The organism is Criblamydia sequanensis CRIB-18, assembly GCF_000750955.1.
Lineage (GTDB): Bacteria > Chlamydiota > Chlamydiia > Chlamydiales > Criblamydiaceae > Criblamydia > Criblamydia sequanensis.
The window spans coordinates 202,606-227,935 of sequence record NZ_CCEJ010000009.1 but is presented as its reverse complement, the minus strand read 5'-3'; the positions used below and the strand labels follow the sequence as shown (position 1 = coordinate 227,935).

General features: G+C 39.0%; 26 protein-coding genes, 1 tRNA gene and 1 pseudogene. 13 read left to right on the top strand and 15 right to left on the bottom strand.

Annotation, left to right across the window (positions count from 1 at the left end; translation table 11 throughout):
• From CSEC_RS10190 to CSEC_RS10180, 3 genes are all read right to left on the bottom strand, one after another.
• The coding region (locus CSEC_RS10190) for an F-box/WD repeat-containing protein (RefSeq protein ID WP_041018342.1) at nucleotides 1–1,312 on the bottom strand (1,312 nt) is incomplete at its 3' end.
• A gap of 27 nt (nucleotides 1,313–1,339) precedes the next feature.
• A complete protein-coding gene (locus tag CSEC_RS10185) occupies nucleotides 1,340–2,662 on the bottom strand; it encodes an F-box/WD repeat-containing protein (RefSeq protein WP_041018341.1) in 1,323 nt (440 codons plus the stop codon).
• A 174-nt stretch (nucleotides 2,663–2,836) separates the two neighbouring features.
• Complete coding sequence (locus CSEC_RS10180) at nucleotides 2,837–4,039, bottom strand: F-box/WD repeat-containing protein (RefSeq protein WP_041018340.1); 1,203 nt, start codon at nucleotides 4,037–4,039, stop codon at nucleotides 2,837–2,839.
• A 345-nt stretch (nucleotides 4,040–4,384) separates the two neighbouring features.
• On the opposite strand from CSEC_RS10180, the gene CSEC_RS10175 reads away from it, so the two are divergent.
• From CSEC_RS10175 to CSEC_RS10165, 3 genes are read left to right on the top strand one after another with little or no spacing between them, the layout of a single operon-like run.
• Nucleotides 4,385–5,524, top strand: a complete 1,140-nt coding sequence (locus tag CSEC_RS10175) for an FtsW/RodA/SpoVE family cell cycle protein (RefSeq protein WP_041018339.1) — start codon at nucleotides 4,385–4,387, stop codon at nucleotides 5,522–5,524.
• Nucleotides 5,524–5,967 carry a hypothetical protein gene (locus tag CSEC_RS13245; RefSeq protein ID WP_041018338.1) on the top strand — a complete coding sequence of 148 codons (444 nt, stop codon included), beginning with the start codon at nucleotides 5,524–5,526 and terminating at the stop codon, nucleotides 5,965–5,967. Before CSEC_RS10175 ends, CSEC_RS13245 begins: the two co-directional genes overlap by 1 nt.
• The gene (locus tag CSEC_RS10165; RefSeq protein WP_041018337.1) at nucleotides 5,900–6,967 is read left to right on the top strand and encodes an adenosine deaminase family protein; all 1,068 of its coding nucleotides are present in this window, start codon (nucleotides 5,900–5,902) and stop codon (nucleotides 6,965–6,967) included. The genes CSEC_RS13245 and CSEC_RS10165 overlap by 68 nt, the downstream gene beginning before the upstream one ends.
• A gap of 60 nt (nucleotides 6,968–7,027) precedes the next feature.
• On the opposite strand, the gene rpsJ is transcribed toward CSEC_RS10165, so the two are convergent.
• The 4 genes from rpsJ to rpsL form a co-directional block, all read right to left on the bottom strand.
• Entirely contained in the window at nucleotides 7,028–7,369 is a 342-nt protein-coding gene (gene rpsJ, locus CSEC_RS10160) for a 30S ribosomal protein S10 (protein WP_041018336.1), read from the bottom strand.
• A 6-nt stretch (nucleotides 7,370–7,375) separates the two neighbouring features.
• Complete coding sequence (fusA, locus tag CSEC_RS10155) at nucleotides 7,376–9,466, bottom strand: elongation factor G (protein ID WP_041018335.1); 2,091 nt, start codon at nucleotides 9,464–9,466, stop codon at nucleotides 7,376–7,378.
• A gap of 22 nt (nucleotides 9,467–9,488) precedes the next feature.
• Nucleotides 9,489–9,962 carry a 30S ribosomal protein S7 gene (rpsG, locus tag CSEC_RS10150; RefSeq protein WP_041018334.1) on the bottom strand — a complete coding sequence of 158 codons (474 nt, stop codon included), beginning with the start codon at nucleotides 9,960–9,962 and terminating at the stop codon, nucleotides 9,489–9,491.
• A 195-nt stretch (nucleotides 9,963–10,157) separates the two neighbouring features.
• Nucleotides 10,158–10,529, bottom strand: a complete 372-nt coding sequence (gene rpsL, locus CSEC_RS10145; protein ID WP_041018333.1) for a 30S ribosomal protein S12 — start codon at nucleotides 10,527–10,529, stop codon at nucleotides 10,158–10,160.
• A 356-nt stretch (nucleotides 10,530–10,885) separates the two neighbouring features.
• Here rpsL and CSEC_RS10140 point away from each other — a divergent pair, with 356 nt between their 5' ends.
• On the top strand, nucleotides 10,886–12,559 hold the full coding sequence (locus tag CSEC_RS10140; RefSeq protein ID WP_041018332.1) for a cation:proton antiporter: 1,674 nt from the start codon (nucleotides 10,886–10,888) through the stop codon (nucleotides 12,557–12,559).
• Here the strand turns inward: CSEC_RS10140 and scpB are convergent.
• The 3 genes from scpB to CSEC_RS10125 all read right to left on the bottom strand — a co-directional run bounded on the left by scpB (nucleotide 12,549) and on the right by CSEC_RS10125 (nucleotide 14,641).
• Nucleotides 12,549–13,049, bottom strand: coding sequence for an SMC-Scp complex subunit ScpB (scpB, locus tag CSEC_RS10135; RefSeq protein WP_053331996.1), 501 nt, complete (start codon nucleotides 13,047–13,049; stop codon nucleotides 12,549–12,551). The genes CSEC_RS10140 and scpB overlap by 11 nt on opposite strands.
• Before the next feature lie 358 nt (nucleotides 13,050–13,407).
• Nucleotides 13,408–13,623 (bottom strand): cold-shock protein, encoded by a 216-nt coding sequence (locus CSEC_RS10130; protein WP_419761214.1) that lies wholly within the window; start codon nucleotides 13,621–13,623, stop codon nucleotides 13,408–13,410.
• A gap of 280 nt (nucleotides 13,624–13,903) precedes the next feature.
• Complete coding sequence (locus CSEC_RS10125; protein WP_053331995.1) at nucleotides 13,904–14,641, bottom strand: segregation and condensation protein A; 738 nt, start codon at nucleotides 14,639–14,641, stop codon at nucleotides 13,904–13,906.
• Nucleotides 14,642–14,897: 256 nt separating this feature from the next.
• Between CSEC_RS10125 and tsp the strand changes: the two genes are divergently transcribed.
• From tsp to CSEC_RS13045, 6 genes and pseudogenes are all read left to right on the top strand, one after another.
• Nucleotides 14,898–16,880 (top strand): tail-specific protease Tsp, encoded by a 1,983-nt coding sequence (tsp, locus tag CSEC_RS10120; RefSeq protein WP_053331994.1) that lies wholly within the window; start codon nucleotides 14,898–14,900, stop codon nucleotides 16,878–16,880.
• Nucleotides 16,881–16,974: 94 nt separating this feature from the next.
• Nucleotides 16,975–17,047 (top strand) — tRNA-Phe (locus CSEC_RS10115).
• A gap of 241 nt (nucleotides 17,048–17,288) precedes the next feature.
• A complete protein-coding gene (locus tag CSEC_RS12815; RefSeq protein ID WP_053331993.1) occupies nucleotides 17,289–17,591 on the top strand; it encodes a hypothetical protein in 303 nt (100 codons plus the stop codon).
• A 261-nt stretch (nucleotides 17,592–17,852) separates the two neighbouring features.
• Nucleotides 17,853–18,290, top strand: a pseudogene (locus CSEC_RS13560) (GNAT family N-acetyltransferase); the annotation flags it as partial.
• On the top strand, nucleotides 18,288–18,929 hold the full coding sequence (locus CSEC_RS13555; RefSeq protein ID WP_419761215.1) for a nucleoside/nucleotide kinase family protein: 642 nt from the start codon (nucleotides 18,288–18,290) through the stop codon (nucleotides 18,927–18,929). The pseudogene CSEC_RS13560 and the gene CSEC_RS13555, both read left to right, overlap by 3 nt.
• Before the next feature lie 10 nt (nucleotides 18,930–18,939).
• Entirely contained in the window at nucleotides 18,940–19,122 is a 183-nt protein-coding gene (locus CSEC_RS13045) for a ClbS/DfsB family four-helix bundle protein (protein WP_079978038.1), read from the top strand.
• Nucleotides 19,123–19,326: 204 nt separating this feature from the next.
• Here the strand turns inward: CSEC_RS13045 and CSEC_RS10095 are convergent, their stop codons facing one another.
• Nucleotides 19,327–19,881 carry an RBBP9/YdeN family alpha/beta hydrolase gene (locus CSEC_RS10095; RefSeq protein WP_041018330.1) on the bottom strand — a complete coding sequence of 185 codons (555 nt, stop codon included), beginning with the start codon at nucleotides 19,879–19,881 and terminating at the stop codon, nucleotides 19,327–19,329.
• A 212-nt stretch (nucleotides 19,882–20,093) separates the two neighbouring features.
• Between CSEC_RS10095 and CSEC_RS10090 the strand changes: the two genes are divergently transcribed.
• Nucleotides 20,094–20,516, top strand: a complete 423-nt coding sequence (locus CSEC_RS10090; RefSeq protein ID WP_041018329.1) for a GNAT family N-acetyltransferase — start codon at nucleotides 20,094–20,096, stop codon at nucleotides 20,514–20,516.
• Here the strand turns inward: CSEC_RS10090 and CSEC_RS10085 are convergent.
• From CSEC_RS10085 to CSEC_RS10070, 4 genes are all read right to left on the bottom strand, one after another.
• A complete protein-coding gene (locus tag CSEC_RS10085; protein WP_053331991.1) occupies nucleotides 20,513–21,496 on the bottom strand; it encodes an NAD(P)-dependent oxidoreductase in 984 nt (327 codons plus the stop codon). The genes CSEC_RS10090 and CSEC_RS10085 overlap by 4 nt on opposite strands.
• A gap of 10 nt (nucleotides 21,497–21,506) precedes the next feature.
• On the bottom strand, nucleotides 21,507–22,118 hold the full coding sequence (locus CSEC_RS10080; RefSeq protein ID WP_041018328.1) for an alpha/beta hydrolase: 612 nt from the start codon (nucleotides 22,116–22,118) through the stop codon (nucleotides 21,507–21,509).
• Nucleotides 22,115–23,071, bottom strand: a complete 957-nt coding sequence (locus CSEC_RS10075) for a ring-cleaving dioxygenase (RefSeq protein WP_041018327.1) — start codon at nucleotides 23,069–23,071, stop codon at nucleotides 22,115–22,117. The genes CSEC_RS10080 and CSEC_RS10075 overlap by 4 nt, the downstream gene beginning before the upstream one ends.
• 192 nt (nucleotides 23,072–23,263) lie before the next feature.
• Nucleotides 23,264–24,124, bottom strand: a complete 861-nt coding sequence (locus CSEC_RS10070; protein WP_041018326.1) for an endonuclease/exonuclease/phosphatase family protein — start codon at nucleotides 24,122–24,124, stop codon at nucleotides 23,264–23,266.
• A gap of 484 nt (nucleotides 24,125–24,608) precedes the next feature.
• Between CSEC_RS10070 and rplU the strand changes: the two genes are divergently transcribed.
• Complete coding sequence (gene rplU / locus CSEC_RS10065; protein WP_041018325.1) at nucleotides 24,609–24,917, top strand: 50S ribosomal protein L21; 309 nt, start codon at nucleotides 24,609–24,611, stop codon at nucleotides 24,915–24,917.
• A 14-nt stretch (nucleotides 24,918–24,931) separates the two neighbouring features.
• On the top strand, nucleotides 24,932–25,183 hold the full coding sequence (gene rpmA, locus CSEC_RS10060) for a 50S ribosomal protein L27 (RefSeq protein ID WP_041018324.1): 252 nt from the start codon (nucleotides 24,932–24,934) through the stop codon (nucleotides 25,181–25,183).
• Nucleotides 25,184–25,330 lie beyond the last annotated feature (147 nt).

Genomic DNA, 25,330 nt, shown 5'->3' with positions numbered 1-25,330 from the left:
ATATTATGGGGTTTTGAGGTTTTGGATTGTAATCTATAATTTGGATGCTTTCACAGCCTCCGCCGATTATTTTTCCAACGTCTAGTTGTATATTAAGTAAATCCGGTAATCTCTTATCAAACTTTCTAAGTTCTCTCCCAGTCTCAATATCCCAGAGTCGAATGGTTTGGTCTTCCGAGAATCTAGATAGGGGGTCCCTTGACCAACTGATGATGTTTTTGTCTAAAACTTCAATATGTGTAATTAGATCACAATGACCCTCTAAGGTCATAAGTTTCCTTCCGGACTCAAGGTCCCAAATTCGTATAGTTTGATCCTCTGAGCCGCTAAAGATCTTTCCTTGAGCCTCTACCAAGGCCGTAACAGACTTTGTATGGCCTTTCAGTTTTTTAAGCTTATTTGTTCCAATATCCAACATGTGAATAACTCCCCCTTTCAAAGCAATGAGGAGCTTTCCTTTTGATGAAATAAATCTTTCTATAGGCTCGTGGTACTCGATGACTCTAATTTCATCTCCTGTTTTAGCGTCCCAAATATATAATTTATGGTCTTTGGTAAAACTAAAAATTTTTCCTTCAGAAAGACAAAAGTTAGGAGAATAGTTTGGAGGTGCTAAAACTTTAAGTTCATTTCCTGTCTCAATGTCCCAAAGCCTTAGGGTCTCGTCATAAGAGGTGCTAATGAGAATTCCATTGAAGATACCCAATTTTGTGACACTGTCAGCATGACCTCTTAATACTTTAATGGTTTCTTCCTTCTCAAAGTCCCAAATGAGAATGGTGCTATCTGCTGAGGAACTAAAAAGTTTTTTTTGACAGATGATTATATCTGTTACATTGGAATCATGTGCGTCAAGTCTTTTAAATTCCTTTCCGGACTGATCAAACATGGAGATAATGCCGGTAAATGTGCCTGCAAAAATGTTACCGTCTATTAGCTTAAGGCATGTTAAAATAGCTGCCGGCTTTATTTTTATAAAGCTCGGTTCGATCTTTCCTGATTGCGATCTCATACGGGCATCAGCAAGTAATCGTTGCCATAAGAAATTATCATCAAGATTGCTTCGGGAAAGGGTTTTAGAGGATTCAGGAAATGATTTAAAAAATACAGTTCTTAATAAGGCGCTATCCTTGCTTAGGGCATTCCAGTGTTTGCAAGCGAGAGCTGCCATGTTAAGAGATTTGAAGTCTAGGTTTGAAAAAATTTCTATCATTAATTCAGCGGGTAAGGAATGAATGCCTGGATCTGTTGTTTCTTCACTTTCATTAAGACTCACAATAATTGAGCGCTTTAAGTCAACTCTATGATCCATAACGGTTGTTCCTAGGTTTCAAGTGGATTATATTATGGGGTTTTGAGGTTTTTGACTAAAATCGAAAATCAAAATAGTTTTGCTAGACCAAGCGATGATTTTACCAACAGACAGCTGGAGACTGCATAAAGACAGCACAGGATTAAAGTCATTCGATGTATCAAATTTTCTAAGTTCCCTTCCTGTGTCAATGTCCCAAAGCCGAATGGTTTGATCATCAAAGCGTCGAGGGATTAGAGGCAGAGAGTAGCTGATTAGGTTTTTGTCTAAAACCTTAATATGCGTGATTTGATCGCTATGCCCTCTCAGAGTCCAAAGTTCTCTTCCTGAATCGACGTCCCATATTCGTATTGTGCGATCCTCTGAACCGCTAAAGAGTTTTCCGTTAGATTCAACCATAGTGGTTACGAATTTTGTATGACCTTCAAGCTTTTTAAGCTCATTTGTTTCAATATCCAACACATGAATAACTCCTTTTTTTGAAGCGATGAAAAGTTTTCGGTTTGCCGCTATAAAATTTTTTACGGGATGAGGGTATTCTATAACTTTAATCTCATTTCCGTTAGCTGCATCCCAAATATAAAAGTAATCTCCTGCGACACTAAAGATTTTTCCGTCAGAAAGACAAAAGCCATGAAGATAGTTTGGGGGTGCTAAGACTTTCAGCTCTTTCCCTGAGTTAATATCCCAAAGCCTTAGGGTCTTGTCATAAGAGGTGCTAATAAGTGTTCCCTTATAGACCTCAAGTTTTATGACAGAACCTGCATGACCCCCTAATACCCTAACTGTCTCTCCTTTTTCTAAGTCCCATATGCGAATGGTGTTGTCCGAAGAGGCGCTAATGAGTTTTCCATCAAACATTTTAAAATCTCTTGGCTCGAGGGTATGTCCTTCGAGTCTTTTAATCTCTTTTCCTGTCGTACCATCAAAAACTTCAATGGCTCCGGTTATTGCCGCGGCAAAGATTTTTCCGTTTATTAATTTAAGACATCTCGTACTGGTAGGTTTAATTTTTGTAAGAGTAGGTTCAATTTTCCCGGAAGTTGATCTCATATGGGCATCGGCCATCAAGCTTTGCCATAAGAAAGTATCGTCAATAGTGGTTCTGTAAAGAGTTTTAGCTGTTTCAGGAAGCGATTTAAAAAATAGATTTTTTATTAGGGCACTATCTTTGCATAGGTCTTTTAAAAGTTTACAAGTGAGAGCTGCCATGTTAAGGGATTTGAAGTCTAGGTTTGAAAAAATCTCTATTATCAATTCAGCAGGCAAAGAATGAATGCCGGGACCTGTTGTTTCTTCACTTTCATTAAGACCCTCAATAATTGAGGGCTTTGAGCCAACTCTATTCATAACTATTCCTTAAAAAAAACAAGGGGATAATATATCTTAGAATTAACTAATTTTATATCGTTTTGTTAATTAAAGGAGGCAATAGCCGATCAAAAATGGAGTCTTCCTTCGAGAGGTCCACTCCCTCCAAACTAAAGACCCTGCAAGAGAGATTTAAACAGGAAAGAATTAGAGCTATTTAATTGGATTTTTTGCGTTTTGGTTAAAATTCCAAATTTGAATGGTTTTATTATGAGCCGCTGCAAAAATTTTTCCGCCTTCTATTTGGACAGAAGAGATTCCTAAGGGTTTTTTATCTTCAGATAAGTTCGATGTGTCGAGTTTTCTAAGCAGGGTCCCTGTCTCGATATCCCAAATACAAATCTTGCAGTCGTATGCGTAGCTTATTAGTTTATTGTCTACGATCTCAAGATTGATAATCCGATCAGTATGCTCTTTAAAAGTTCTTAGTTGTTTTCCGGATTCAGCATCCCAGATACAAATCGACATGTCTTCTAAAGCGCTAAAGAGTTTTCCGTTAGCTGCCGTCAAAAAGGTTAAATCCCTATGACCCTCGAAGCTTTTAAGCTCACCTGTTTCAATATTCCATAGATGAATGATCCCCTCATCTGAAGCGTAGTATAGGGCAAAGATTTTTCCGTCATCACTCCAAAAATCTGAAATTTTAGAATCAATGACTCTAATCAGATCACCCGTTAACGCATCCCAAATTCTAAGGTTCTCGCAAAGACCCTTACTGATGATTTTTCCGTTAGAAACATAAATTTTGGTGATCAAATTGGTATGACCTGCTAGTACCTTTAGGGTTTCCCCGCTCTCAATATCTTTTATATGAATGGTTTTATCTGAAAAGGGGCTAAAGAGTTTTCCATCCGCTACCTCTATAGCCGATATCATAGAAAAATCTCCTTTAAAGCTTTTAACTTTATGCTCTGTCTTAGTATCCCAAATATCAATTGAGGAAGTTGTTCCGACAAAGAGTTTTCCATTTATAAGCTTAAGGCAAGATATAAAGCCATCTGTCTTGATTTCCGTGAGAATTGGTTTGATTTCAAAGGATTTTGATCTTATACGTGCGTCACCAATTAAGTGTTGGAGGAAGAAATTTTCATCAAGATTAGTTTTAGGAGAAGCCTTAGCCGTGTCGGGCAAATATTTATGAAATAAATGTCTTAATAATGAAATGTCTTTACTTAGGGTTGTCCATAGTTTGCAAGTAGGGGCGGCTCTAAAAATGGATTTAAGATCAAGTTTTTCAAAAATTTGCAGCATTACTTCATAAGGAATAGCATGAATATCTGTCTCCTTTCTTTCTAAAAACCGAGGGTGAAAGGAAGGGGTATTAGGGAATGCCGTAAGGTTTCCATCAGTATTCATAAATTATTCCTTTTATAAAAATTAAACATGAATATATTACGAAATTGTTAATTTTATATTAATTCGTTTATTAAAAGTAAATTTTAATTAAATAATTATGGTCTTTTAAGATAATTTTTATAAATTATAGACTTGTTAAATGGATTTTTTACTAATTCCTTTAAGCGTATTTCAAAAATTAAACTTTGTCTCCGCTAAAATCTTAAAAAGGAAAGTTGTCTAGAGGTTTCTAATTTCTATTCTCCAATTCGAGAGCTAATTTTCTCTATGTCTTTGCAAATTTAGAAGGATACAAAATGGGTGGCAATGCTAGGATTTTGTTAAAAAATTGCCTGTTAGATCATCATGTGGGATTTTCAAACTTTAAGCCGAATGGATTTTCGAGTAATTGCCATAGCTCTCGCGCTTATGGTAATAAGCTTGCTTGTCATTTCTTCAAATACGGCTACGCACTTGCCTGATGGGTCTATAGAAGGCACATTCTTTACCCCGACTGTCCTGACGCAAATTAAGTGGTTTACGATCGGCTCCTTTATCTTTATGGGGGCGGCAAGTTTTGACTACAATAAGCTTAGGGAATGGACTTGGATACTATATCTTTTAATGATCCTTTCCCTTCTTGGTCTTTTTTTTACAAGCACGATTCAAAGCGTACATAGATGGTATCGCATTCCCTATTTAGGATTTAGTTTGCAGCCCTCAGAGCTTGCAAAGTTAATTGTGGTTATTTCCTTGAGCTGGCTTTTGGAAAGGCGCCGTCAAAAAGCAAAGCTTGTGTCAACGGCTTTAATTGCCGGCATTACGGTGGCTATACCTTTTATTCTTATTTTAAAGCAGCCGGATCTTGGTACGGCGCTTGTTTTATTTCCCATCACGCTAGTGATGTTTTATATTGGGGATGTTCATCCGCTTTTTACGCGCTCTCTCTTATTTATAGCTGCTTTTGCAATCATGGTTGTAGCTCTAGTTTTTCTAGAAATTGTTCCTCATGAAACTTTACGTCCCTATGCCACTAAATTTTTAAAAGAATACCAGTTCGATCGGTTAGATCCTCATACGCACCATCAGAAAGCGGCTTCAACCGCTATTGCTCTTGGTGGGCTCACAGGGTCTGGCTTTCGTAAAAGCTTTTTTACCGGCGGCGGATGGCTTCCCGAGGCCTATACGGACTCTGTTTTCCCGGCTTTTGGCGAAGAGTTCGGCTTTTTGGGTTTGGTCTTTCTTCTAATTCTTTACTATGGTTTAATCTACACCGGATTTCAAGTTGCAGCGCTTGCTAAAGACCATTTTGGAAGGCTTCTTGCTTGCGGCATCACTATTTATCTAGCGATGCATATTTTAGTCAATATCGGCATGATGAGCGGACTTTTGCCAATCACAGGGGTTCCCTTGGTGCTTGTCACCTACGGCGGCTCCTCTACTCTTTCAACCATGGCAGCGCTTGGAATTTTGCAAAGCATCTATAGCAGAAGGTTTATGTTCTAATGTCAGAGTCTCTAAAGCACCCTAATTTTATTTTTCAACCTTCTACGTGGCTCGGAGAAGGGAAAATTTCCTTTAGCACTTCACCTGAAGAAATCCGCTATTATTCAAAATGGATGATTGATCCGATGGTTGAAGGACGCATTACAATTCGCCAGATAGTTGAGATGGATGGCGTCGAGGATCATGTTGAAAATGAATTTGTAGTCTCAAACATTAAAGAAGGCCGTTTCAATATAGAAATTTCGAACGAATCGATAGGCATTGTTCCGGGGAAGGGGGTCTATGAAACCGATAAAATTGCATGGGAGTTCCAAGGGGAGCTTTTTCATGGCTTTGAGGTTTATCATGCTAAATCAAAAGATGAGTATGCGCTTCATGCGGAATACAGTTCTGAAGACTTTTTTAGGACAATTATCAAAGGGCGCATCTGGCTTAAGAGTTGAGAATTATCTGAAAGGCTTCCTTTATCTTTTTCTTGCTTTTGCTTCTACTCTTTTCCCTTTAGAAAATCCTGACCCTTCATTTTTTAAAACGCTTCCTAAAGCAGAACTGCATTTGCATTTAGGAGGCTCTTTTCCTTTAGACTATTTGATTAAAGTAGCCTCAGATGAAGAAAGGAGAATCCTCAATGAGAACTTAAAAAAAGCCTCGGAAACAGTTTCCTATAAGGAAGCTTTTCAAATGTTTAAGATCGTCTCTCAAATCGTTTGCACAGAAGATAGGGTGAGGGAAGGGACTTATTGGCTATGCGAAGCTTTAAAAGAAGATGGGGTCTCCTATGTTGAAATAAGAACCGGATTAAAAGATTTAGGCTTAGGTTTTGAAAATTACCTTAAGGCTGTTTTAGAAGGTATCGAGAATGCTAAATCCCCGGGCTTTAAAGCCTATGTGGCTTTAAGTTTGCAAAGAAATTCTAGTTTAGAAATAGCTAAAAGAACAGTTTCTCTAGCTTTAAAATATAAGGAAAGGGGTGTTATCGGGATTGATGTCTCGGGTTATTCAGAAGAGGGGGACATAAGAGAGATCTTACCCGTATTATCTTTTGCCAAAGCAAAAGGTTTAGGTCTTCTTGTCCACATGGGCGAGTCGCCGCTTGAGACCGATCAAATGGTTATTTTGCAGGCTTTAAACCCGGATAGAATTGGCCATGGGGTTCATTTAAGTGAAGATGCCAAGCAAGTGATCCTAGAGAAGAAGATTCCTGTTGAAATTTGTTTAAGCAGCAGCTTATGCGTTCAGATGATTGAAAAGCTTGAAGAGCATCCTTGGCTTTTTTGGGGCCTGCAAGGGCACCCAATTGTCATTGCAACAGATGACCCCTTAATTTTTAGATCACCTTTATCAAGGGAATATTCGCTTCTTTATGAGAAATTAAATTGGCCGATAGAAAGAATTATTGAGCTTGCACAAGACAGCTTTAAATATACGTTGAAGGCGGAATAAAAAAAGTCCTGAATGGAAGCCATCCAGGACTTGAAAGCTTATCTTAATGTTCTTTTAGAATTAAGCTTTAATTTTGATATCGACACCTGCCGGCAAAGTCAATGTTTTTAACGCATCGATTGTTTTTCCGGTTGGGTTTAAAATATCAATTAAACGCTTATGAGTACGGATTTCATACTGGTCACGTGATTTTTTATCAACGTGAGGGGATCTAAGAACAGTAAAAATCTCTTTACGTGTTGGCAAAGGAATTGGGCCGGCAACTGCAGCTCCGGTACGCTTTGCCGTTTCCACGATGTCTTCTGTAGAACGGTCAAGAAGGCGTTGATCATATCCTTTGAGGCGGATACGGATCTTTTGCCTAGCTTGTTGTTTTGTTGTACTTTTATCTTGTTTTGCCATGAGGGATTAACCTTTCTTAATGATTTCTTCTTGTAATTTATTCGGGAGCGGCGAGAAGTGGCTAGGCTCCATTACATAAGACGCTCTTCCTGATGATAAAGAACGAAGTTGTGTAGAGTACCCGAACATTTCGCTTAAAGGAACTTCTGCGTGCACAATAACTGCGCCCTTCACATTTTCCTGACCGATAATTTGGCCGCGCCTGCGGTTTAAGTCTCCGATAACATCACCCATTGCCGATTCAGGTGTTGTTACATCCACTTTCATGATTGGTTCAAGGATTATAGGGCCGCATTTCTTAGCCGCATCCTTAAGAGCCATCGATCCGCAGATCTTAAAGGCCATTTCGTTAGAGTCTACTTCGTGGTAGGATCCATAAACGATATTTACAACGACATCGACAAGGCCGTAACCTGCAAGAACGCCTGTTGATAGACCTTCCTCAATACCTTTAATGACAGCCGGGATGTATTCCCGAGGAATCGCTCCGCCCACAACTTTATTGCGGACTTCGTTTCCTTTGCCTTTTTCATTCGGTTCGATCTCAAGTTCGACGTGGGCGTATTGACCGCGTCCCCCTGTTTGCTTGACGTATTTCGTCTGAATCGCACCCGGTTTTGTGATGGTTTCTTTATAGGCTACTTGTGGTTTTCCAACGTTTGCTTCTACGCTAAATTCCCTTTTCATACGGTCATGGATAATCTCAAGGTGAAGCTCGCCCATACCGGAGATGATGGTCTGTCCTGTTTCTTCGTTTGAAGAAACGCGGAAGGTGGGGTCTTCTTCAGCTAGGGCTGAAAGAGCCTTTGAGAGTTTTTCACGATCGGCTTTAGATTTAGGTTCGATAGCCATGGAAATAACAGGCTCAGGGAACTCCATTTTTTCAAGAAGAACAGGGTAATCCGGATCGCAAAGAGTGTCTCCGGTTGTTGTGGCTTTTAAGCCGATACAAGCTGCAATATCGCCTGTAAAGAACTCATCCCGCTCTTTTCTTTGGTTGGCGTGCATCTCGATCAAACGTGAAATACGCTCTTTAGAATCTTTTGTAGAATTCAAAAGCGTCATTCCTTTTAGAAGCGTACCTGAGTAGATTCTAATAAAAGTCAATCTTCCGACATAAGGGTCTGTCATGACTTTAAAAGCAAGAGCTGAGAAAGGCTGATCGTCGGCAGGCTTGATGACAATCGGCTGATCTGTTTTTAGATCGATTCCATTAACCGCTCTTCTGTCGAGAGGGGAAGGCATCCAGTGAATAACAGCATCCAATATTTGCTGAACGCCCTTGTTTTTAAAGGCTGAACCGCAAAGAACAGGATTCATTTTTCCGGAGCAAACGCCTTTTCTAATGACGGCATGAATTTCATCTTGTGTGAGAGAGTCTTGATCATCAAGAACTTTCATCATGAATTCTTCATTGTCTTCATCAATTGTGGCAAGCTCGTCTAAAAGCTCTTGTCTTTTGATTTTTGAGATTTCTAAAAGATCTTCCGGAATCTCATCTTCAACGTATTTAGCACCCTTTGTTTCGTCATCAAAAAGAATCGCTTTCATTTTGATAAGGTCGACCATTCCTCTAAAGCCGCCTTCGGCGCCGATTGGAATGTGGACAGGGATGGCGTTGGCATGAAGTTTGTCTTTCATGGATTGGACGGCTGCAAAGAAGTCTGAGCCTGTTCTATCCATTTTATTAACAAATGCAATGCGCGGCACGCCGTATTTGTCAGCTTGTCTCCATACGGTTTCAGACTGAGGCTCAACACCGGATACGGCGTCAAACACAGCGACAGCACCATCAAGGACTCTTAAGGATCTTTCAACTTCGATTGTGAAGTCAACGTGGCCCGGAGTATCGATAATGTTAATTTTACAGTCATGCCAGAATACAGTTGTAGCAGCTGAGGTGATAGTAATACCGCGCTCTTGCTCTTGAACCATCCAGTCCATTGTGGCAGCGCCTTCATGGACTTCACCGATTTTATGTGATCGGCCGCTATAGAATAAGATACGCTCTGTAGTTGTTGTCTTTCCGGCATCAATGTGAGCCATGATACCGATATTACGCACTTTTTCTAAATGCTCATTAGGGGGTCTTGACATGGTTTTTGCTCCTTACCTTCTATTACCACTTGTAGTGGGCGAAGGCTCTGTTAGCCTCTGCCATGCGGTGGGTGTCATCTTTCTTTTTAATTGTCGTTCCTTGATTGTTGAAGCAGTCTGCAAGTTCCATTGCGAGGCCTTCTTCCATAGAACGTCCCACTTTGCTGCGAGAATGGTTGATAATCCAGCGCATTGCCATCGAAATACGGCGGTTGCTTGGAATCTCAATAGGTACTTGGTAAGTGGCTCCACCGATACGGCGGGATTTTACTTCAAGAGCCGGCTTAGCATTTTCAAGCGCTTGCTCAAAAGCTGCCAATGGATCTTCCATTTTTACACGCTTAGCTAATTTGTCTAAGGCATTATAAATAATGCGGCGTGCGGTACTCTTTTTTCCACTTTGCATCACTTTGTTGATAAATTTAGCGAGCAGCGTGCTGTTATAAAGCGGATCGGGAGCTGTTTCCCTTTTCTCTGCGCGTCTTCTTCTTGACATAGTTTCCTCAATTTACTGAAATTAATTATTTTATTAGGTTTGGCCGAAATTTAAGCCGGCTAACCTTTACTCGAGAGGAAGAACCTAACATTCACCTAACTTAAATCTTTCGATTTAGTCTTGCGCGCGAGCAGATGCTTTTCTTTAAAAACATATGGTCGCGAGCCAAGATCTGTATCTCACAAGATCTTAGCGTTACTTAGGTCTTTTGGCCCCGTATTTGGATCTTCCTTGCTTACGGTCTTTTACAGCCGCACAGTCTAATGTACCTCTAACGATGTGATAACGCACACCAGGTAAGTCTTTTACTCTTCCGCCTCTTACAAGCACAATGCTGTGTTCTTGCAAGTTATGGCCTTCACCGCCGATATAGGCAATGACTTCTTGTCCTGTTGAAAGACGGACCCATGCTACTTTTCTAAGAGCTGAGTTTGGCTTTTTAGGCGTCTTTGTTTTTACTTGGAGGCAAACCCCTCGGCGCTGAGGACACTTCTTCAGAGCAGGAGATTTACTGCGTCGTTTTTTAGCGGTTCTCGGTTCACGAACCAATTGATTGATTGTCGGCATTGATGCCAGTCTCCTATTTGTTTTGTATGAAAGAGATAAAATCTCTTTTCCATTTGCAGATTGATTTACAATTAAATCTGTCAAAAAATGCAAATCCTAGAACGGATCAGTGGAATTATAGGTAAAAGTTTGTTTTTTGCAAAGGAAATAAAGGCTAAAAGCAGCTTCGTAAAAGTAAAATAAATCTTACATTAAATTAAATATATAATTTACCTTGTTCGGCTTAGGAAAGGGTGGAAGGGTTTCAATAGGAAAAAAACTTGAAGTCAAAGACGAAAGCCTTTTAAGTTACGAAACTGATAGTCAAATCCTTTTGAGTGAAAATCGCTCTTTTTTGGCACAAAAAGGACAAAAGCGTGGATCTTGTAAATCTTGAAATTGTCATCATACTTACAGTCGGTTTCGCCCTTGCCAGCATTCTTGGGTTTTTATCTTACAAAGCAGGTCTTTCCTCCCTCCTTGGCTATCTGATTGCCGGCTATCTTATAGGACCTTATTCTCCCGGAATTGTAATCGATAGCCACACCGCTGAACAATTAGCTGAAATTGGCGTTATTTTAATGATGTTCGGGGTTGGAATGCACTTTAAATGGGAAGACCTTGCTAGTGTCAAATCGGTCGCAATCCCGGGAGCGTTTGGTCAAACTTTTGTGACGGCCCTTTTTTCGACCCTTTTTATTTATTCTCTTGGCTGGACTTTGGAATCAGGTTTAATTATAGGTCTTTCGATTGGGGTAGCAAGTACAGTTGTGCTTGTCCGGGTGTTAAGTGATAATGAGATCCTTTCTACACCGCAAGGACACATTGCGGTCGGTTGGCTGATTGTAGAAGATATTTTTACTGTGGCGGTTTTGATTCTTTTGCCTTCAATTGCGGCAAATCAAGGCCTAACAGGTTTTGATATAAAAATTTTCAGCTTTTCAATCCTCATCCTCACTATAAAATTTATAAGCTTGGCTTTTGTCGTATTTTATATAGGCACGAGGGTTGTGACCTACCTTCTTTTTAGAATCGCGAGGACAAGGTCGCATGAACTCTTTACTCTTGCGGTTCTTGCCATTACCTTTGCTATTGCTCTCGGTTCAGCTCTTATTTTTGGAACATCGATTGCCCTTGGAGCTTTTTTAGCGGGTATGGTAATAGGAAGAACCGAAGTTCGCCATCAAGCTTCCGCCCACGTTCTTCCGTTAAAGGACGCCTTCGTTGTGATCTTTTTTCTCTCGGTTGGAATGCTCTTTGATCCAAGAGCGATGGTTGAAAATTTTAGCCTATTTACCGGGGTTTTAGCCATTATTCTTATTGTAAAACCCTTGACTGCTTTTCTCATCGTTTATTTTCTTGGGTACTCGGTAGAAGTGGGGTTGGTAGTAGCCTTATCTTTAGCTCAGATCGGGGAGTTTTCCTTTATTTTAGCCGAAGAAGCCATGAAGTATAAGCTTTTGCCTGACGCCGGCTACGATATTCTTGTGGCTTCAGCCTTAATCTCTATTGCCATCAACCCTCTTCTTTTTAAGTCGATTAAAAATTTCAAGTATTATCTTGAAAAACTGCTCCACCAACAATCAAATGATGAAGGAAGGGGGTTGATTTCAAAAGAAGCTGTAAATAAAGCGATCGTTGTAGGTTATGGTCCAATTGGAAGAGCGATTTATCAAACTCTTCAGGAAAATGGTTTTTCTCCTATTGTTATTGATAGAAATGTGGACACTATTTCAAAACTTCTAAAAGAAGGAAAAGAGGCCATCTACGGAGATGCTTCCAAATCTAACATTCAAGAAATTGCCGGGATGGAAAAAGCCGTTCTTTTAGCCGTAACTTTGCCGGAAATCAATGAGTCCATTAGTGTGATTGAAACAGCAAGAGACCTTCACCCGCCTATCTATATAGTAGCGAGAACAAGGTATATTAGCGATAAGCCTTTTTTTGAAAATTTAGATATTCCATGCATTTGCTGCGAAGAAGAAGGGCTAAAAGCTTTCAGGGAAGTTTTAGCCGCCACCATGGATGAAATAAAAAAACCTAAGGATTAGGAAAAAGTGATTTAAGTTCCGGCAACTCCTTAATGTCTTTTAATCCAAAGTGGGAAAGGAATTCTTGGGTGATGCTATAAAGGGTAGGCCGGCCGGGAGCTTCTAATTTTCCGGAAGGTTCTATTAAGCCTCTTTCAAGAAGAGATCCCACAACATACGAGGAGTCGACGCCTCTAATTGATTCAATTTCAGCTCTTGTGATCGGTTGTCTATAGGCAATAATGGCAAGCACTTCAGAGGATGCCTGGCTTAATTTTTCACCTCTTTTTTCTCGATATAAAAGTTGAATATAGGGTGTAAATTCTTCGCAAGACCTTAAGAGGTAGCCACCTGCTATTTCTTCTAATCTAAAGCCTCGTCTTAACTCCATATAATCGGATTGAAGCTCATCCATCAACCCTAAGAGAACGCTTGGCTTTAGGGGGTAAAAAGAATCTGTAACTTCTCTTATTTTATTTAGGGTAATAGGTTCGCTTGTGGCAAAAAGCAAAGCTTCGATAAGGCGTTTGACTTCCCTTCGAGCTAGTCTTTCTTGATTTTTTTTGTCCTGTGAACTTTCTTGGGTAGGCTCGCTATCTAGACTTTTTTTTTAGGGGGGGAGGGCAGTTTTTCCTCAGAAATCTCTATTTCATCAGAGAAAAAGTTAATTTCGCGTGACATTCAAGACCTCTTTTACGAATAAAGAAACTCTACCAATAAATGGAATTAGTCAAAAAGTGAAAAAAAAGACGGGTAAAATAGAAAGACTTATTCAGCGTTCGTTTTTACCCGTATGTATTGAAGCGAAAAAACAATTTAAATAATAAATCAAATTTTCTTTAGTTGCTTCAATTGTTACAAACGAACGCTTAAGCGAGTTTTAAATTCACTGCTGAAACTTTACCGTTAGTAGTAGTCAACTCAAAGCTAACGCGTTGACCTTCTTGCAGTGTCTTTAGTCCGGAACGTTCAAGGGCTGTGATGTGAACGAATACATCTTTGTTGCCTTCTTCCGGCTGGATAAATCCATAACCTTTAGTTGGGTTAAACCACTTTACTGTACCGAATTGTTGTTGCATTGCCATAGAAACTCCTTGTTTTTTACATGGCTGGATGACGAATGAGACTATGTAGCCATCGAGAGCTATTAGTATAATCATTAGTCAGAAGTTTATTGATAAACACTTGAAAAACCGTTGAGAAATTTATTTCACGTTATTTGAGAAAGTGCTTTTTGGCACAATTAACGTGGAGGGACTGTTACTCTTATTTAAATTTAATTAATACCAAGGATATCACAATAAAATTTTTAGTCAATAAAAATTGTTTTTTTTTAGCCTCCGCTTACTCAAAAAAAATATAAAATCAGGTTAGGGAAACAAAAATCACCTCATTGTCCGCTTCTTTAAAAACCGACAATTTTCCGATTTTCATCAGTTCTAAAACAGCCAGGAAGGTGACAATCCACTCAAGTTTTGAAGATTCTTTAAAAAAAAGTTCAAAAAGAGGGATCTTTTTATCTGAAAGAAGAAGGTCTTTTATAAACTGGATTTTGTCTGAGACTTTCCATTCCTCTTCGTATAAAATTTGGGTATTTTTTTCCTTGTTATCGAGTAGGGTTTTAAAAAGAGAAGCGAGATCGTTTAATGTCAAGTGATTGAGCCCTAACGGTCTTGGACTTTCACCCGTCGACTTTAGGCCTCTTGAATAAAGTTTTCCTTGCTCTTCCTCAAGAGAAATGAGCTGTTTGCCGGCTTCTTTAAATAAACAATAATCAATCAGTTTGTGGATAATTTCAAACTTTTCATCTAAAGGATCGTTTAAAAGTTCTTCTTCTGATGGCTTTATCTCATCCGGCAAGAGCGTTTTACTCTTAAAGTAGACTAGCTGGGAAAAAGTGCCGATAAACTCAGAACTTACATCAAGGTTAAGGTCCTTAAACTCCTCAATAAAAAGAGAGATGATTTTAGAGAGCCTGACATCAAAGATATCGATTTCTTTTTGTTGGACAAGATGAAGCAAAACCCCAAGGGGGCCATCAAATCCCTCTAAGGTGAGATAAAAATCTGAATTTTTTGATGCAGTCAGGTTACTTGGAGTCATAAATTTCCGCTAAAAAGTCTAAAATACTTAATTTTTATGAATAAGTCTTCAATTTTAAGCTTTTTCGATTACCAAATATAGAGTTTTCTAAACTTATGGGAAGATAAGGCATTGCTCCTTTCCCTTGTAAAGGATATAATTGAATTATCCAGGGTAAATTTATTTATTCATTTTTTTAAATAATTAGTTTTTAGTTATTTAAAGTGATTTTTTTTGAAGCGTTTATCATGAATTTAGAAAAATAAAGGACTTAAAGATGTGTCGGTTTCTTCTTTTTTTCATGGCTCTCACTTTCATTTTCACAACATCTTTACGAAGTCTTGATCATCCCCTTCAAGCTGAAGATGTTAAGAAAGTTATGAACGATATCTTAAGTCAGCATGTCAATACGAAAAAACTATCTGAGGTGGTTGTCAAACACTCCTTTAAGCAATATATAGAGCAAGCAGACCCTCAAAGAATCTACCTTACTCAAGAAGAAGTGAAACCTTTTTTGAATATGAGCGACAGCGAGGTTAAAAAGGTTTTACAAGACTATGAAGCTAATCGATTTGACAGCTATAAAAAGTTAAACAGGGTTATCCAAACCGCTATGAAACGGGCTCAAAAAGAGCGTAGCAACCCTGATTTTAGAGATTATGAAGGGGCTTCATTCCAGGAAGTGCCGGGATTTGCTAATTCTATTTCTGATTTGAAACTTAGACAGCAAGAGCACTATGCTAATTTCGGAAACAGTGAAGAAAAACGATTGGGAGCCTCAAATAAAGCGCTTATTTTAAAGAAATACAATGAAAAAATGTTAAACCATGAAAGCGAGTATGTCGCTAGCAGCGACGTTAAAGGAAGCGAGCTTGATAACCTTTTTTACATGCATCTTCTAAAGGCTCTTACAAAAAGTTTAGATGCCCATACTTCATATTTAAGCGATTCAGAAGCTTATGATATGCGTATTCGTCTTGAAAAATCCTTTGTAGGCATAGGCATCGAGCTAGATAAACAAGACAAGGGTTATGTGGTTTCAAAAATTATCGATCAAAGTCCGGCTTCTAGGAGCGGGCGCGTTGAAGTGAATGACCGGATTTTAAAAATTAATGGGGCTTCTATAGAAAATGAGCCTTTAGAAGAAGTTATGGGACGTTTAAGAGGAACGAAAGGAACAAAAGTCGATCTTTTACTATCAAATAAGCAAGGCTCCATCAAATCGGTAAATTTAACAAGAGAAGATGTGGCTGTTAATGAAGGAAGAGCCGAGCTTAAAGAAATTCCTTTTGAAAATGGAGTCATAGGAATCATTAAACTAACCACTTTTTATCAAAGCGACCTTGGGGTTTCTGCTGAAAGGGATGTTAAGGAAGCCATTCAAAAACTTCAGAAAGGGGGGCGTCCCATAAAAGGCCTTATTCTTGATTTAAGGCAAAATAGCGGGGGATTTTTAAGCCAAGCTGTTAAGGTAGCCGGTCTTTTTATCACAAATGGCGTGGTTGTCATTTCCAAGTATTCCGACGGGGAGGAAAGGTTCTATCGGGACATGGATGGAAAAACAAGCTACGATGGGCCTTTGATTATCCTAACTTCGAAAATGACAGCTTCTGCCGCTGAAATTGTGGCCCAAGCTCTACAAGACTATGGTGTAGGGGTTATTGTTGGGGATAAACAAACTTTTGGCAAGGGAACAATTCAAAGTCAAACTGTGACAGATGGCCAAGGAGAAGGTTCTTACTTTAAAGTAACAGTTGGCAAGTATTACACCGTTTCCGGAAAGACCCCGCAGGAGCTGGGAGTGAAGGCGGATGTTGTTGTTCCAAGCCCTTTAAGTCTTGAAGAATTTGGCGAGGAGTATCTAGAAGATCGACTTTCAAACGATCGGATCAGCGCTTCTTTTAGGGATAGTTTAAGTGATATAGATCCAGGTTTAAAGCCTTGGTATCTCAGGTATTACATGCCAACAATTCAAAAAAAATCCATGTGGTGGCATGAGCATTTAGGAGAGCTTCAAAGAAAAAGCTCAATTCGCCTGGCAAATAATGCCAATTATCAAAACTTTTTAAAGTCTGGCAGCATGACAAGCGAGCTACCCTCTACTGCCCTTTCTCCGGAAAAAAGCGATATGCAGCTTGCAGAGGCTATAAATGTGGCAAAAGATATGTCCATCTTGGAATCGAAATTGCATAATTCTTCCCGTATCGCCCTTGAGTCGCCTAAAAAAAATACTAGTACTTCGGGAAGCGAGGGAGAGTAAGCTTTTAGCTAATAGTTTTGGGATTCTTTTATTTATGCAAAGAAATTGTATTGTAAAAAAATCACCCATCTTCTATGTTTTTAGCTTCATGTGTGGCCAGATAGCTCAGTTGGTAGAGCAGAGGACTGAAAATCCTTGTGTCGCTGGTTCGATTCCAGTTCTGGCCACTTTCTTTTTCTAATCTTTCCTTCTTTTTTCTCTTGCCGGAGAAAACAAAATTCCAACGGTAATTTTTCTTAATCACCCAAAACAAATCTTCATAAATATTTTTGACGATCACTTTGGAGTGTCCGTTCCGTTGAATTTACGGTAATCAGTGTTTGTACTCCTTTTAAGTGACTGTATATCAAGCGTTAAGATCGATTGGTCAGAGGACTATTCGTTTTCTAATCGCTTGCAGGGAGTTAAATGGGTTATATTCGAGAAACAAAACTTAAAAAAGCCAACGTTCGTTATCAAGCAGAAGTTCGATTAAAGGGACATCCCACACTTACAGCGATATTTGATAGAAAAACAGATGCTAAAACTTGGATTTCAAAGGTTGAAGCAGATATTCGCTGTGGTCGGCATCAACTCTATTCGGAGGGTAAGCGTCACACCTTTAAAGAAGCTGTTGAAAGATACTTAAAAAACAAACGGTTTCAGTCGTTAAACGTGGTCATCTATTACGGTGGCAAAAGGAACTTGGGCCTCTTTTTCTTCAAGAATTAATTGGGGAAAGGGATTGCTGTGGCCGACGGGAGTTTTTAATAAGCCAATTCTCAAATGTGACAAGGGTTCTGATAGATCCTGAAGCGACCAATAAACGAGCCATCCACGCGTACCAAAAAGTGGGCTTTAAGATCATTGGAGAGTTTATTGCGAGTTGGCATCCTGTGCTTCATTATCCAATGGAGCTATATATGGATGATTTTTTGAAGGCTAATGTATCTCATAACGCTAATGCATAGGTGAGTGAGTTAAATGAATTATACCATTGAATTTGTAGATAAAATTTCTCATGCTGAAGAAGAGAGGATGACCAAAGACTTGGTTGCTTACGAGAGCGCTCATGAGATTGATGTAAATTATAAAACGTTCTCATTGGTTTTGAAGGATGACAACGGGATTGTTTTTGCAGTATTGAACGCATTTACTGCATTTGCTGAGATATATGTGGATGATATTTGGGTTGATACAGCTCATCGAGGGAAAGGTTTTGGCAAAAAACTATTACAAGAATTAGAAAGACATTTTCAAGGAAAAGGATTCAATAATATTAACTTGGTTACCAGTGTATTTCAAGCCCCAGGGTTTTATGAAAAATGCGGGTTCCAAGCTGAATTTGTTAGGGTAAATAAGAAAAACCCAAAGCTGACCAAGACTTTTTTTGTAAAATTCTTTAACGATGAAGTCCAAACGCAAGGCATATTAAAGAGAGACAAACATACTGATAGAATAAACAGTAAAAAGAGCCATCCTCTTATCATTGGAATTAGTGGAATTTCTGGAGCAGGTAAGTCCACTCTGGTTAAAAAGCTAGCTGAAACTTTGCAATCAACTACAATCTTCTGGGATGACTATGATGAAATTTCAAAAGGTCCTCAAAATTATGTAGAGTGGTTTTACTCGAGCAAAGACTATAATGATTGGATCTATCCAGAGCTTGTTGATACCTTGCACCAACTTAAAAAAGGTGAGACAATAGTCTGTCCAGCTACTAGGCGTAATCTCACCCCGACTAAATACATTTTATTAGATGCTCCTTTAGGCTATTGCCACCAGGCCACAGGAAAGTATATTGATTTTTTGATTTGCTTAGATACACCCCTAGATATTGCTTTAGCACGCCGTTTAATCAGAGACCATCAAGACAATCCTAATCCTCAAAAAATGATTCAAGAGCTTGAAAAATACTTGTCAAAGTCAAGACCTCTTTTCATTTTATCTCCTGAAGAAAAGACCTCTGACCTGCTCGTTGATGGAAGTTTATCATTGCAGGAGCAAGAAAAGCAGGTCTTAAATGCTTTATCTCTGTTTGAGGAGAAGATAAGCGATAAAAATGAATAAATAACAAACTATTTTAAAAGCTCCTTTAAGTCCGGAAATCCAAAGGGAATACGATAAATTGATAAATCTCATAGCCTCAATTCCTGTTTCTTCACGTATTCTAAAACAAATAGAAGGAACTGGAGGACAAGTAAGCATAACCGATCTTATCGCTTATCAAATCGGCTGGGGTAAATGCTTAATTGGATGGTAATGAGTCCGGAATAAAAGGGGATATCCCTATAATGCCAGGAGAGAGGATCTCAACATGGGATTATACTGCTATTGCTCGACATTCTTGAAAAAGAGTATCAAGTAGAAAACCTAGATCGCCTAGGAGTCTAGTCTTGGTGTACCTTGAAATCAGGAAAACAATGGCCTCTTAGCAAATGGATTAAAATCAACACCAGCTCTCCCTTTATAATTTCCCGATTTTCTTTTTAATAGCTTCTAAAAGCTCGGGAAAAGTTTCTTTATAGTAATCTCCTCCAAAGTGGCCTTGATCTTTTGACTCATAATAGTCCGTCTTCAGCTGATCTCTAACAACATGGGCTTCTTCAATAGGAATCCATGGATCATTAACCCCTGCAAATTGAATTATCCATTTTTGATTTTTCTTAATGTTTTCCCATTTCCATGGCAAGTCGAAGTAACCGCTCAATTTTTCAGCTTCTATCCCTAAATCGGTATAATAGGTTCCAATTAGAGCTGAGCCTAAAATTCGATGAGTTTCTGCATAGCGCATAGCAGCAATGGCACCTGAGGAGTGGCCTACGATTATGGTATTTTCATCAGGTTTTAGTTCATTTTCAAGGAAGGGCAGCCAATAAGAACTTCTTGCAAGTTCCGTATCCGGAAATTGCGGGGCGTCTACTTTTATATTTAACTTTTCAAGTTCTTTCTTGAGGTAAGGCAGCCAATTGTCTGTCGGCTTACTATTGCCATTACCATGAATCAGAATGGCTCTTGTCATCTTACGTCCTTTAGGGGATCTAATGTTTTTAAGACAGTTTACGCATTTCTCATTTCTTTGAAAACTTCAGAAATGCAATCAAAATTTTAGCAGGGACAGCAGTTTTTTTTGTTGACTGATTCTTTTTTTGAAGGATGCAAAGGCGTGGACCTCCTATAATCTTTTGTTGGCGAAAAGTCTAAGAAAGTTAGTGAATATTTTAGAGAGGGAATATGTACAAAGTGGTCGTCGATTATGAGCCTAAAGAAGCTGATAACGACGTTTTAAGAGAAGGGATGCTGGCATTCAACGAGAAAATAGTAGGGGAGCGAGATAAACCCTTTTCTATTTTTTTGAAAAATGAGTCAGGAAAAATTTACGGCGGAGTTCAAGCCTTTTTAGGGAGCGAATCAGTCTACATCGATTTGCTTTTTGTTGATGAAGCTCTTCAAAAGCAAGGGTATGGCACTCAATTGCTACTGGCAGTTGAGCAGGAAGCCCTTAAAAAGGGATGTGTCTTTTCATTGGTTGATACGTGGGACTTCCAAGCCGAGGCATTTTATTTGCAACGAGGCTATAAGCGGATAGGAGAACTTAAGGATTATTGGCTTGGCCATTCAAAAATCTTCTTAAGAAAGAATCTTAAGAAGGTTTAAACATATTCAGGAAGCTTTGGACGGTAAATAAGCTCTCTCATGTCGCTAAAATTCCCATGCACGTATTGTCTTAAATTATAATGAAAATTTTGAAATCCTTTATGGGAAAGGGTTTCGGGCAAATACTCTACTTGCGGTGTAATAATGCTTTCCGGAAAGTTAAAAAGAGGGGAATTTTGAGATAGCGGGTGGGAAGGATCCGCATCTATTAAAAGGCCTCTCATAAACCCCTTTTTCATAAAGTTTATAAGCGCTTTTTCATTAACAGACTTAACATTACCACGGCAAACGAAAATAAGGTCATTTTTTAAGAGCTCGAATTCTTTTTCGCCAAAGAAATCATTAAAGGAATTCTCTTTAGGAAGAGAGAGAACTACACAATTTGCAAGGGGAAGTATGCAATGAAGCTCCTTATAGGGAAGTACTTTTTTGCAGTTTGGATGAAAGGTTCTTTTATGATCGATTCCATAAACTTTCATGCCAAAATTTTTAGCAAGCCTTGTCACTTCATCGCCAACAGAATCAAGTCCGATTTGGATGAGTGTCTTATCTTTTAAATCCCAAATCGTATCACTCCATTTATTTTCCCAAATCAAATTAGGGAATTTTGTCAGATCTCTCCAGTGAAATAGATGTTTCGCAAAGCCTAAAAGGGCTGCAAAGATAAATTCGCCGGCTTGTCTTACATTCGGGTTGTCAGTAATGCTTACAAGGATATTTCCTTTCTTTTTAATTTCATCCATCGGCAGCAATGTCACATCGTTTATAGGCGAATGGATCCATCTTAACTGATCAGCGTGAAGAACTTCTTCCCTTTTTAGATTTTCTCCAAAATAGACTTCAATCCTATCCCAGTGCTCTTTATCCAATGCTTTCGTACCTTCCTCACTTAAGTGAAGAAAGAGAAAATGAGGGAATTCTTTTAGAAGGGTGTCTACTTCTTCAATCGTCAAGGGTGTTTCAAGCAGTATTATATTCATTTTGCAAAGTTTAAGAGGTTAAAAGGATATTTTTCTTTACCCAACGGATTTCGTCTTCATTTATCGTGTGAGCCATTCCCTCATAAACGTTTAAGGTAACAGCCGCTCCCATACTTTCTAAAATAATTTTGGATTCTTCGGATCGGTTTAAAGGAATAAAGGGGTCTCTATCGCTATTGCCGATAAAAATCTTTGTTTTTTCAAAGTTGCCTTTATATTTTTCAGAGGAAGGGTTTCCGATTAGCCCTCCTGAAAAAGCGACTACACCGCCATATTTTTTAGCGTGTCTTGCTGCAACTTCTAAAGCTAAACAAGCGCCTTGCGAAAAACCTATAATATAAATTCTTTCATAAGAGACAATTTTAGCTAAATCTTCAATTACTTTTGCCACATATTCAATTGAATTTCTAAGAAAAGGTTGATTTAAGCTTTCCTCAACCATAAAGCTTTGCGGGTACCAGGTGTTATTAGGCGCATTTATAGCCGCAAGATAGCTTTTTTCATTACCAAGCCTTTCTCCAAGACTAAACATGCTTTCGGCTTTAGCTCCTCTTCCATGGAGCAAAATAAGTACTTGAGAATCGGTTTTTAAAGATCCTTGATGGTATAGTGTAAAGCTCAATCTAAAAACCTATCCTTATCAAATGAAAGCTCTGGCAAACCTTTTTCTATTCTTTTACGATGGGCTTCTTCCCAAGGAGGTAATTTTAAAGCACTCCCTAAGTTTTCCAAAGATTCATCTCTTGTGAATCCGGGTGGATAAGTCGCCACTTCAAATAAGACGCCTCCGGGTTCTCTAAAATAAATAGAATGAAAATATTCACGGTCGATGACGGGGGTGACATTAAAACCGGCATTTGATAATTTTGACTGCACTTGTTGCTCGGTTTGATTGCTCTCTGTAGCAAACGCCACATGGTGAACGGTTCCATAACCTGAAAGGCCTCTCAATGAGTCCGGGGATAAAAGAAGATCCACAAATTGCTCGGAGCCGTTTATTTTAGAAGCATAGCGGAAGCGATTTTTTTCTTCCCGAACTAATTGATAATCTAATTGTTCGGTCAGTAGAGCTGCTGTTTTCTTGATGCATTCAAGAGAAAGCGTAATGCCATAAAAACCTTTTAGCGCATGTTCTTTGGGAAGAGGTCCCTTTGTAAAGCCTTCTCGCTTATCCTCTTTACCCGCCACAAGCTCAAGAGAAAGCCCTTCGTTATCTTCAAAAGACAAAACGATTTCCTCGAATCGGGAAACGGGTTTTCTAAAAGAGACATTCCATTTCTCAAAACGATTGATCCAGTAGTCGATCGATTTTTCTGAGATAGAAAAAGAAGTGGTGGTAAGCTGTCCTTTCCCTTGCCGTCCTTTCGGGATGTCAGGGTAGGGAAAAAACGTCATAATTGTTCCCGGGGATCCTTTTTCATCACCATAGTAGAGGTGATAAATTTCGGGAGCGTCAAAATTGACCGTTTTTTTAACTAATCTAAGCCCTAAGATCCCGGCATAAAAATCCAGATTTTTTTGAGGGTCTTTTGCAAGCGCTGTAATGTGATGAAGACCTTGGATGAGAGAGGCCATGTTCTATCCTTAAAACGGGGTTCCCTCTTCTTTTAGGCAGACGCGGTTTATCTTTCAAATGGATTTTCCCAAATGACGTCCCTTTTTAATAAGAGACCTTAGGCTAATTTAAGATGACTTAAATAGATGAGGTATCAAATTTTCTTAAATCTTTATGCCAGAGGCGATACTCTCGTTATCTTCGCAATAATTTTAATTTCTCCATTCAAGGCCTGTGCCGCTCATGTGGTGGTCGGAGGCTTGTTTTAATTCTTCTAATCCAAGGGGGGTCAAAGCCGGCTCTTCCCCTTTTAGGGATTTAAAGAAAAGCCAGTCTATTTTACGGTTTTTTAAAGGTTCTGTCGCACTAAAGCAGTTATCACAAAGGTAACCTGCTTCCATCAAAACCCCGGGCCTATATAATTCTTGTTCCTCTTCATCCTTGGATTCATTAAAATCGCCCGCAATGACAATGCCGTCTAAACCCTGAACTTGAGATTCTATTTGCCTCTTAAAATTTTGCAGTTCATCAAAGCCCCTTTTTTTCGAGGCTTGCTTTTTTATAAGATCCGGCTCTTTCGAATAATAACCTGATAAATGAAGGCTTGCTACTTTAATTAGTTTAGTACCAATTTTGAAAATGCCGACCGCTGCACCGCGAATTGCCGGCGGAGATTCACAAGTTAAAACACTGCCTTCTTCTAAATTCACTTTCTCTTTGTTATAAAGGATAGCGTTGCCAAAGGAGGGAAGCCCGGGGATATGGCTATAGCTTACTGCAGCTAATTGATAGTTGGTGAGTTCTTGAAGGTTAGCAAGGGTTGTTTCTGAAACTTCCTGAAGACAGACGATATCCGCTGACTGAATGTTTTTTGCCACGGTTTCCTGCCTTTGATTCCAATTACTATAAGTTTCCCAATCTTTGTCCATCGTTTGAGCTGAAGCTCGAAGCGTTTCTCTTGAGGCGGCAAGCCCCTCTTCATTAAGCCCTGCAGGTTCTGCCCAATAGACGGCGTAAAAGGGATCTAAAATATTATAGGTAGCGATAGACACAGCGGCGATTATATTATGCATAAAAACCGACCCTAAATAATGATAGTGAATTTACTTTTTTAAGCCCTTAGTAGAAGTTTTACTTAAAAAAAGGAAGGGGATTCACGCAAAATGTCATGCCGGTTAGTGTATTGATAAAATCTAAGCTTTCCGTTGGATTATAGTGTGATCAGAGGCTGAGGTATGAATCCGATATATTCATAACTTTTTATTTAGGCAGACAATGTTTGCTAATTTGATATTAATTCTTAGGTTGGTAATGCTATTTTGAAAAAGATATTATTAAATCTTTTTCATAGAACAAAAATGTTCCCTAATGATCATCTTTATTGATTTTGGTATGAAGAAATCTCCATAATAACAATTATCGATAAGATTTTATCAAAAAGCCGATAGGCTCAAGCTCACCTTCTTGAAAGTTTCTTTGTTTTTGGGTTGATTTTAAACCGCAATTCCTATAAATTAACGGATTCGTTAGATTTTCGAGATTCAGGAGAAGACAGAAATGTACGCTATCATCAAAAGCGGCAGCAAGCAATATAGAGTTGCCGAGGGAGATGTCATTCATGTTGAGCTTTTAAATGCTCAAGAGAAAAACATCGATTTTACAGACATACTTTTTTCATTCGACGGAAAAGAACATAGACTTGGAGCTCCAAGCGGATTTGTCGTTACAGGCGAAATTCTTGGCGAAACAGTCGGCCCAAAAATTCGTAGCGCTAAATACAAAAAACGCAAGCGTCAACGCAAGCTTATTGGCCACCGTCAGCATTATTCCAAAGTTAAGATCATGAAAATTGGAAAAGCGAAGTAAGGCAGGAGGCATCAATGGCACACAAGAAAGGTCAAGGCTCAACAAGAAACGGACGCGATTCAAGAGCTAAACGTTTAGGCGTCAAAGTGGGTTCCGGAGAAGTCGTTAAGGCCGGAAGTATTTTAGTTAGACAAAGAGGAACTAAGTGGCATCCCGGCCGAAATGTCGGTCGCGGAAATGATGATACACTTTTTGCTTTGGTAGACGGCATTGTCACTTTTCAAAAAAGCGACAGGACAGTTGTTTACATCGAAGCTGGCATGTAAAATCTAGCTCTTCTCGAAAGTTTAATTCTCTTAAGCGAAGCCCCAAGCTTCGCTTTTTTTTTATTCAAACTAATTTGTTTATCCGTAATAAAGTAATTAGCTCCTTTTAAAAAATCTTTACGGTATTTATAATAAACCGTTTTCAAA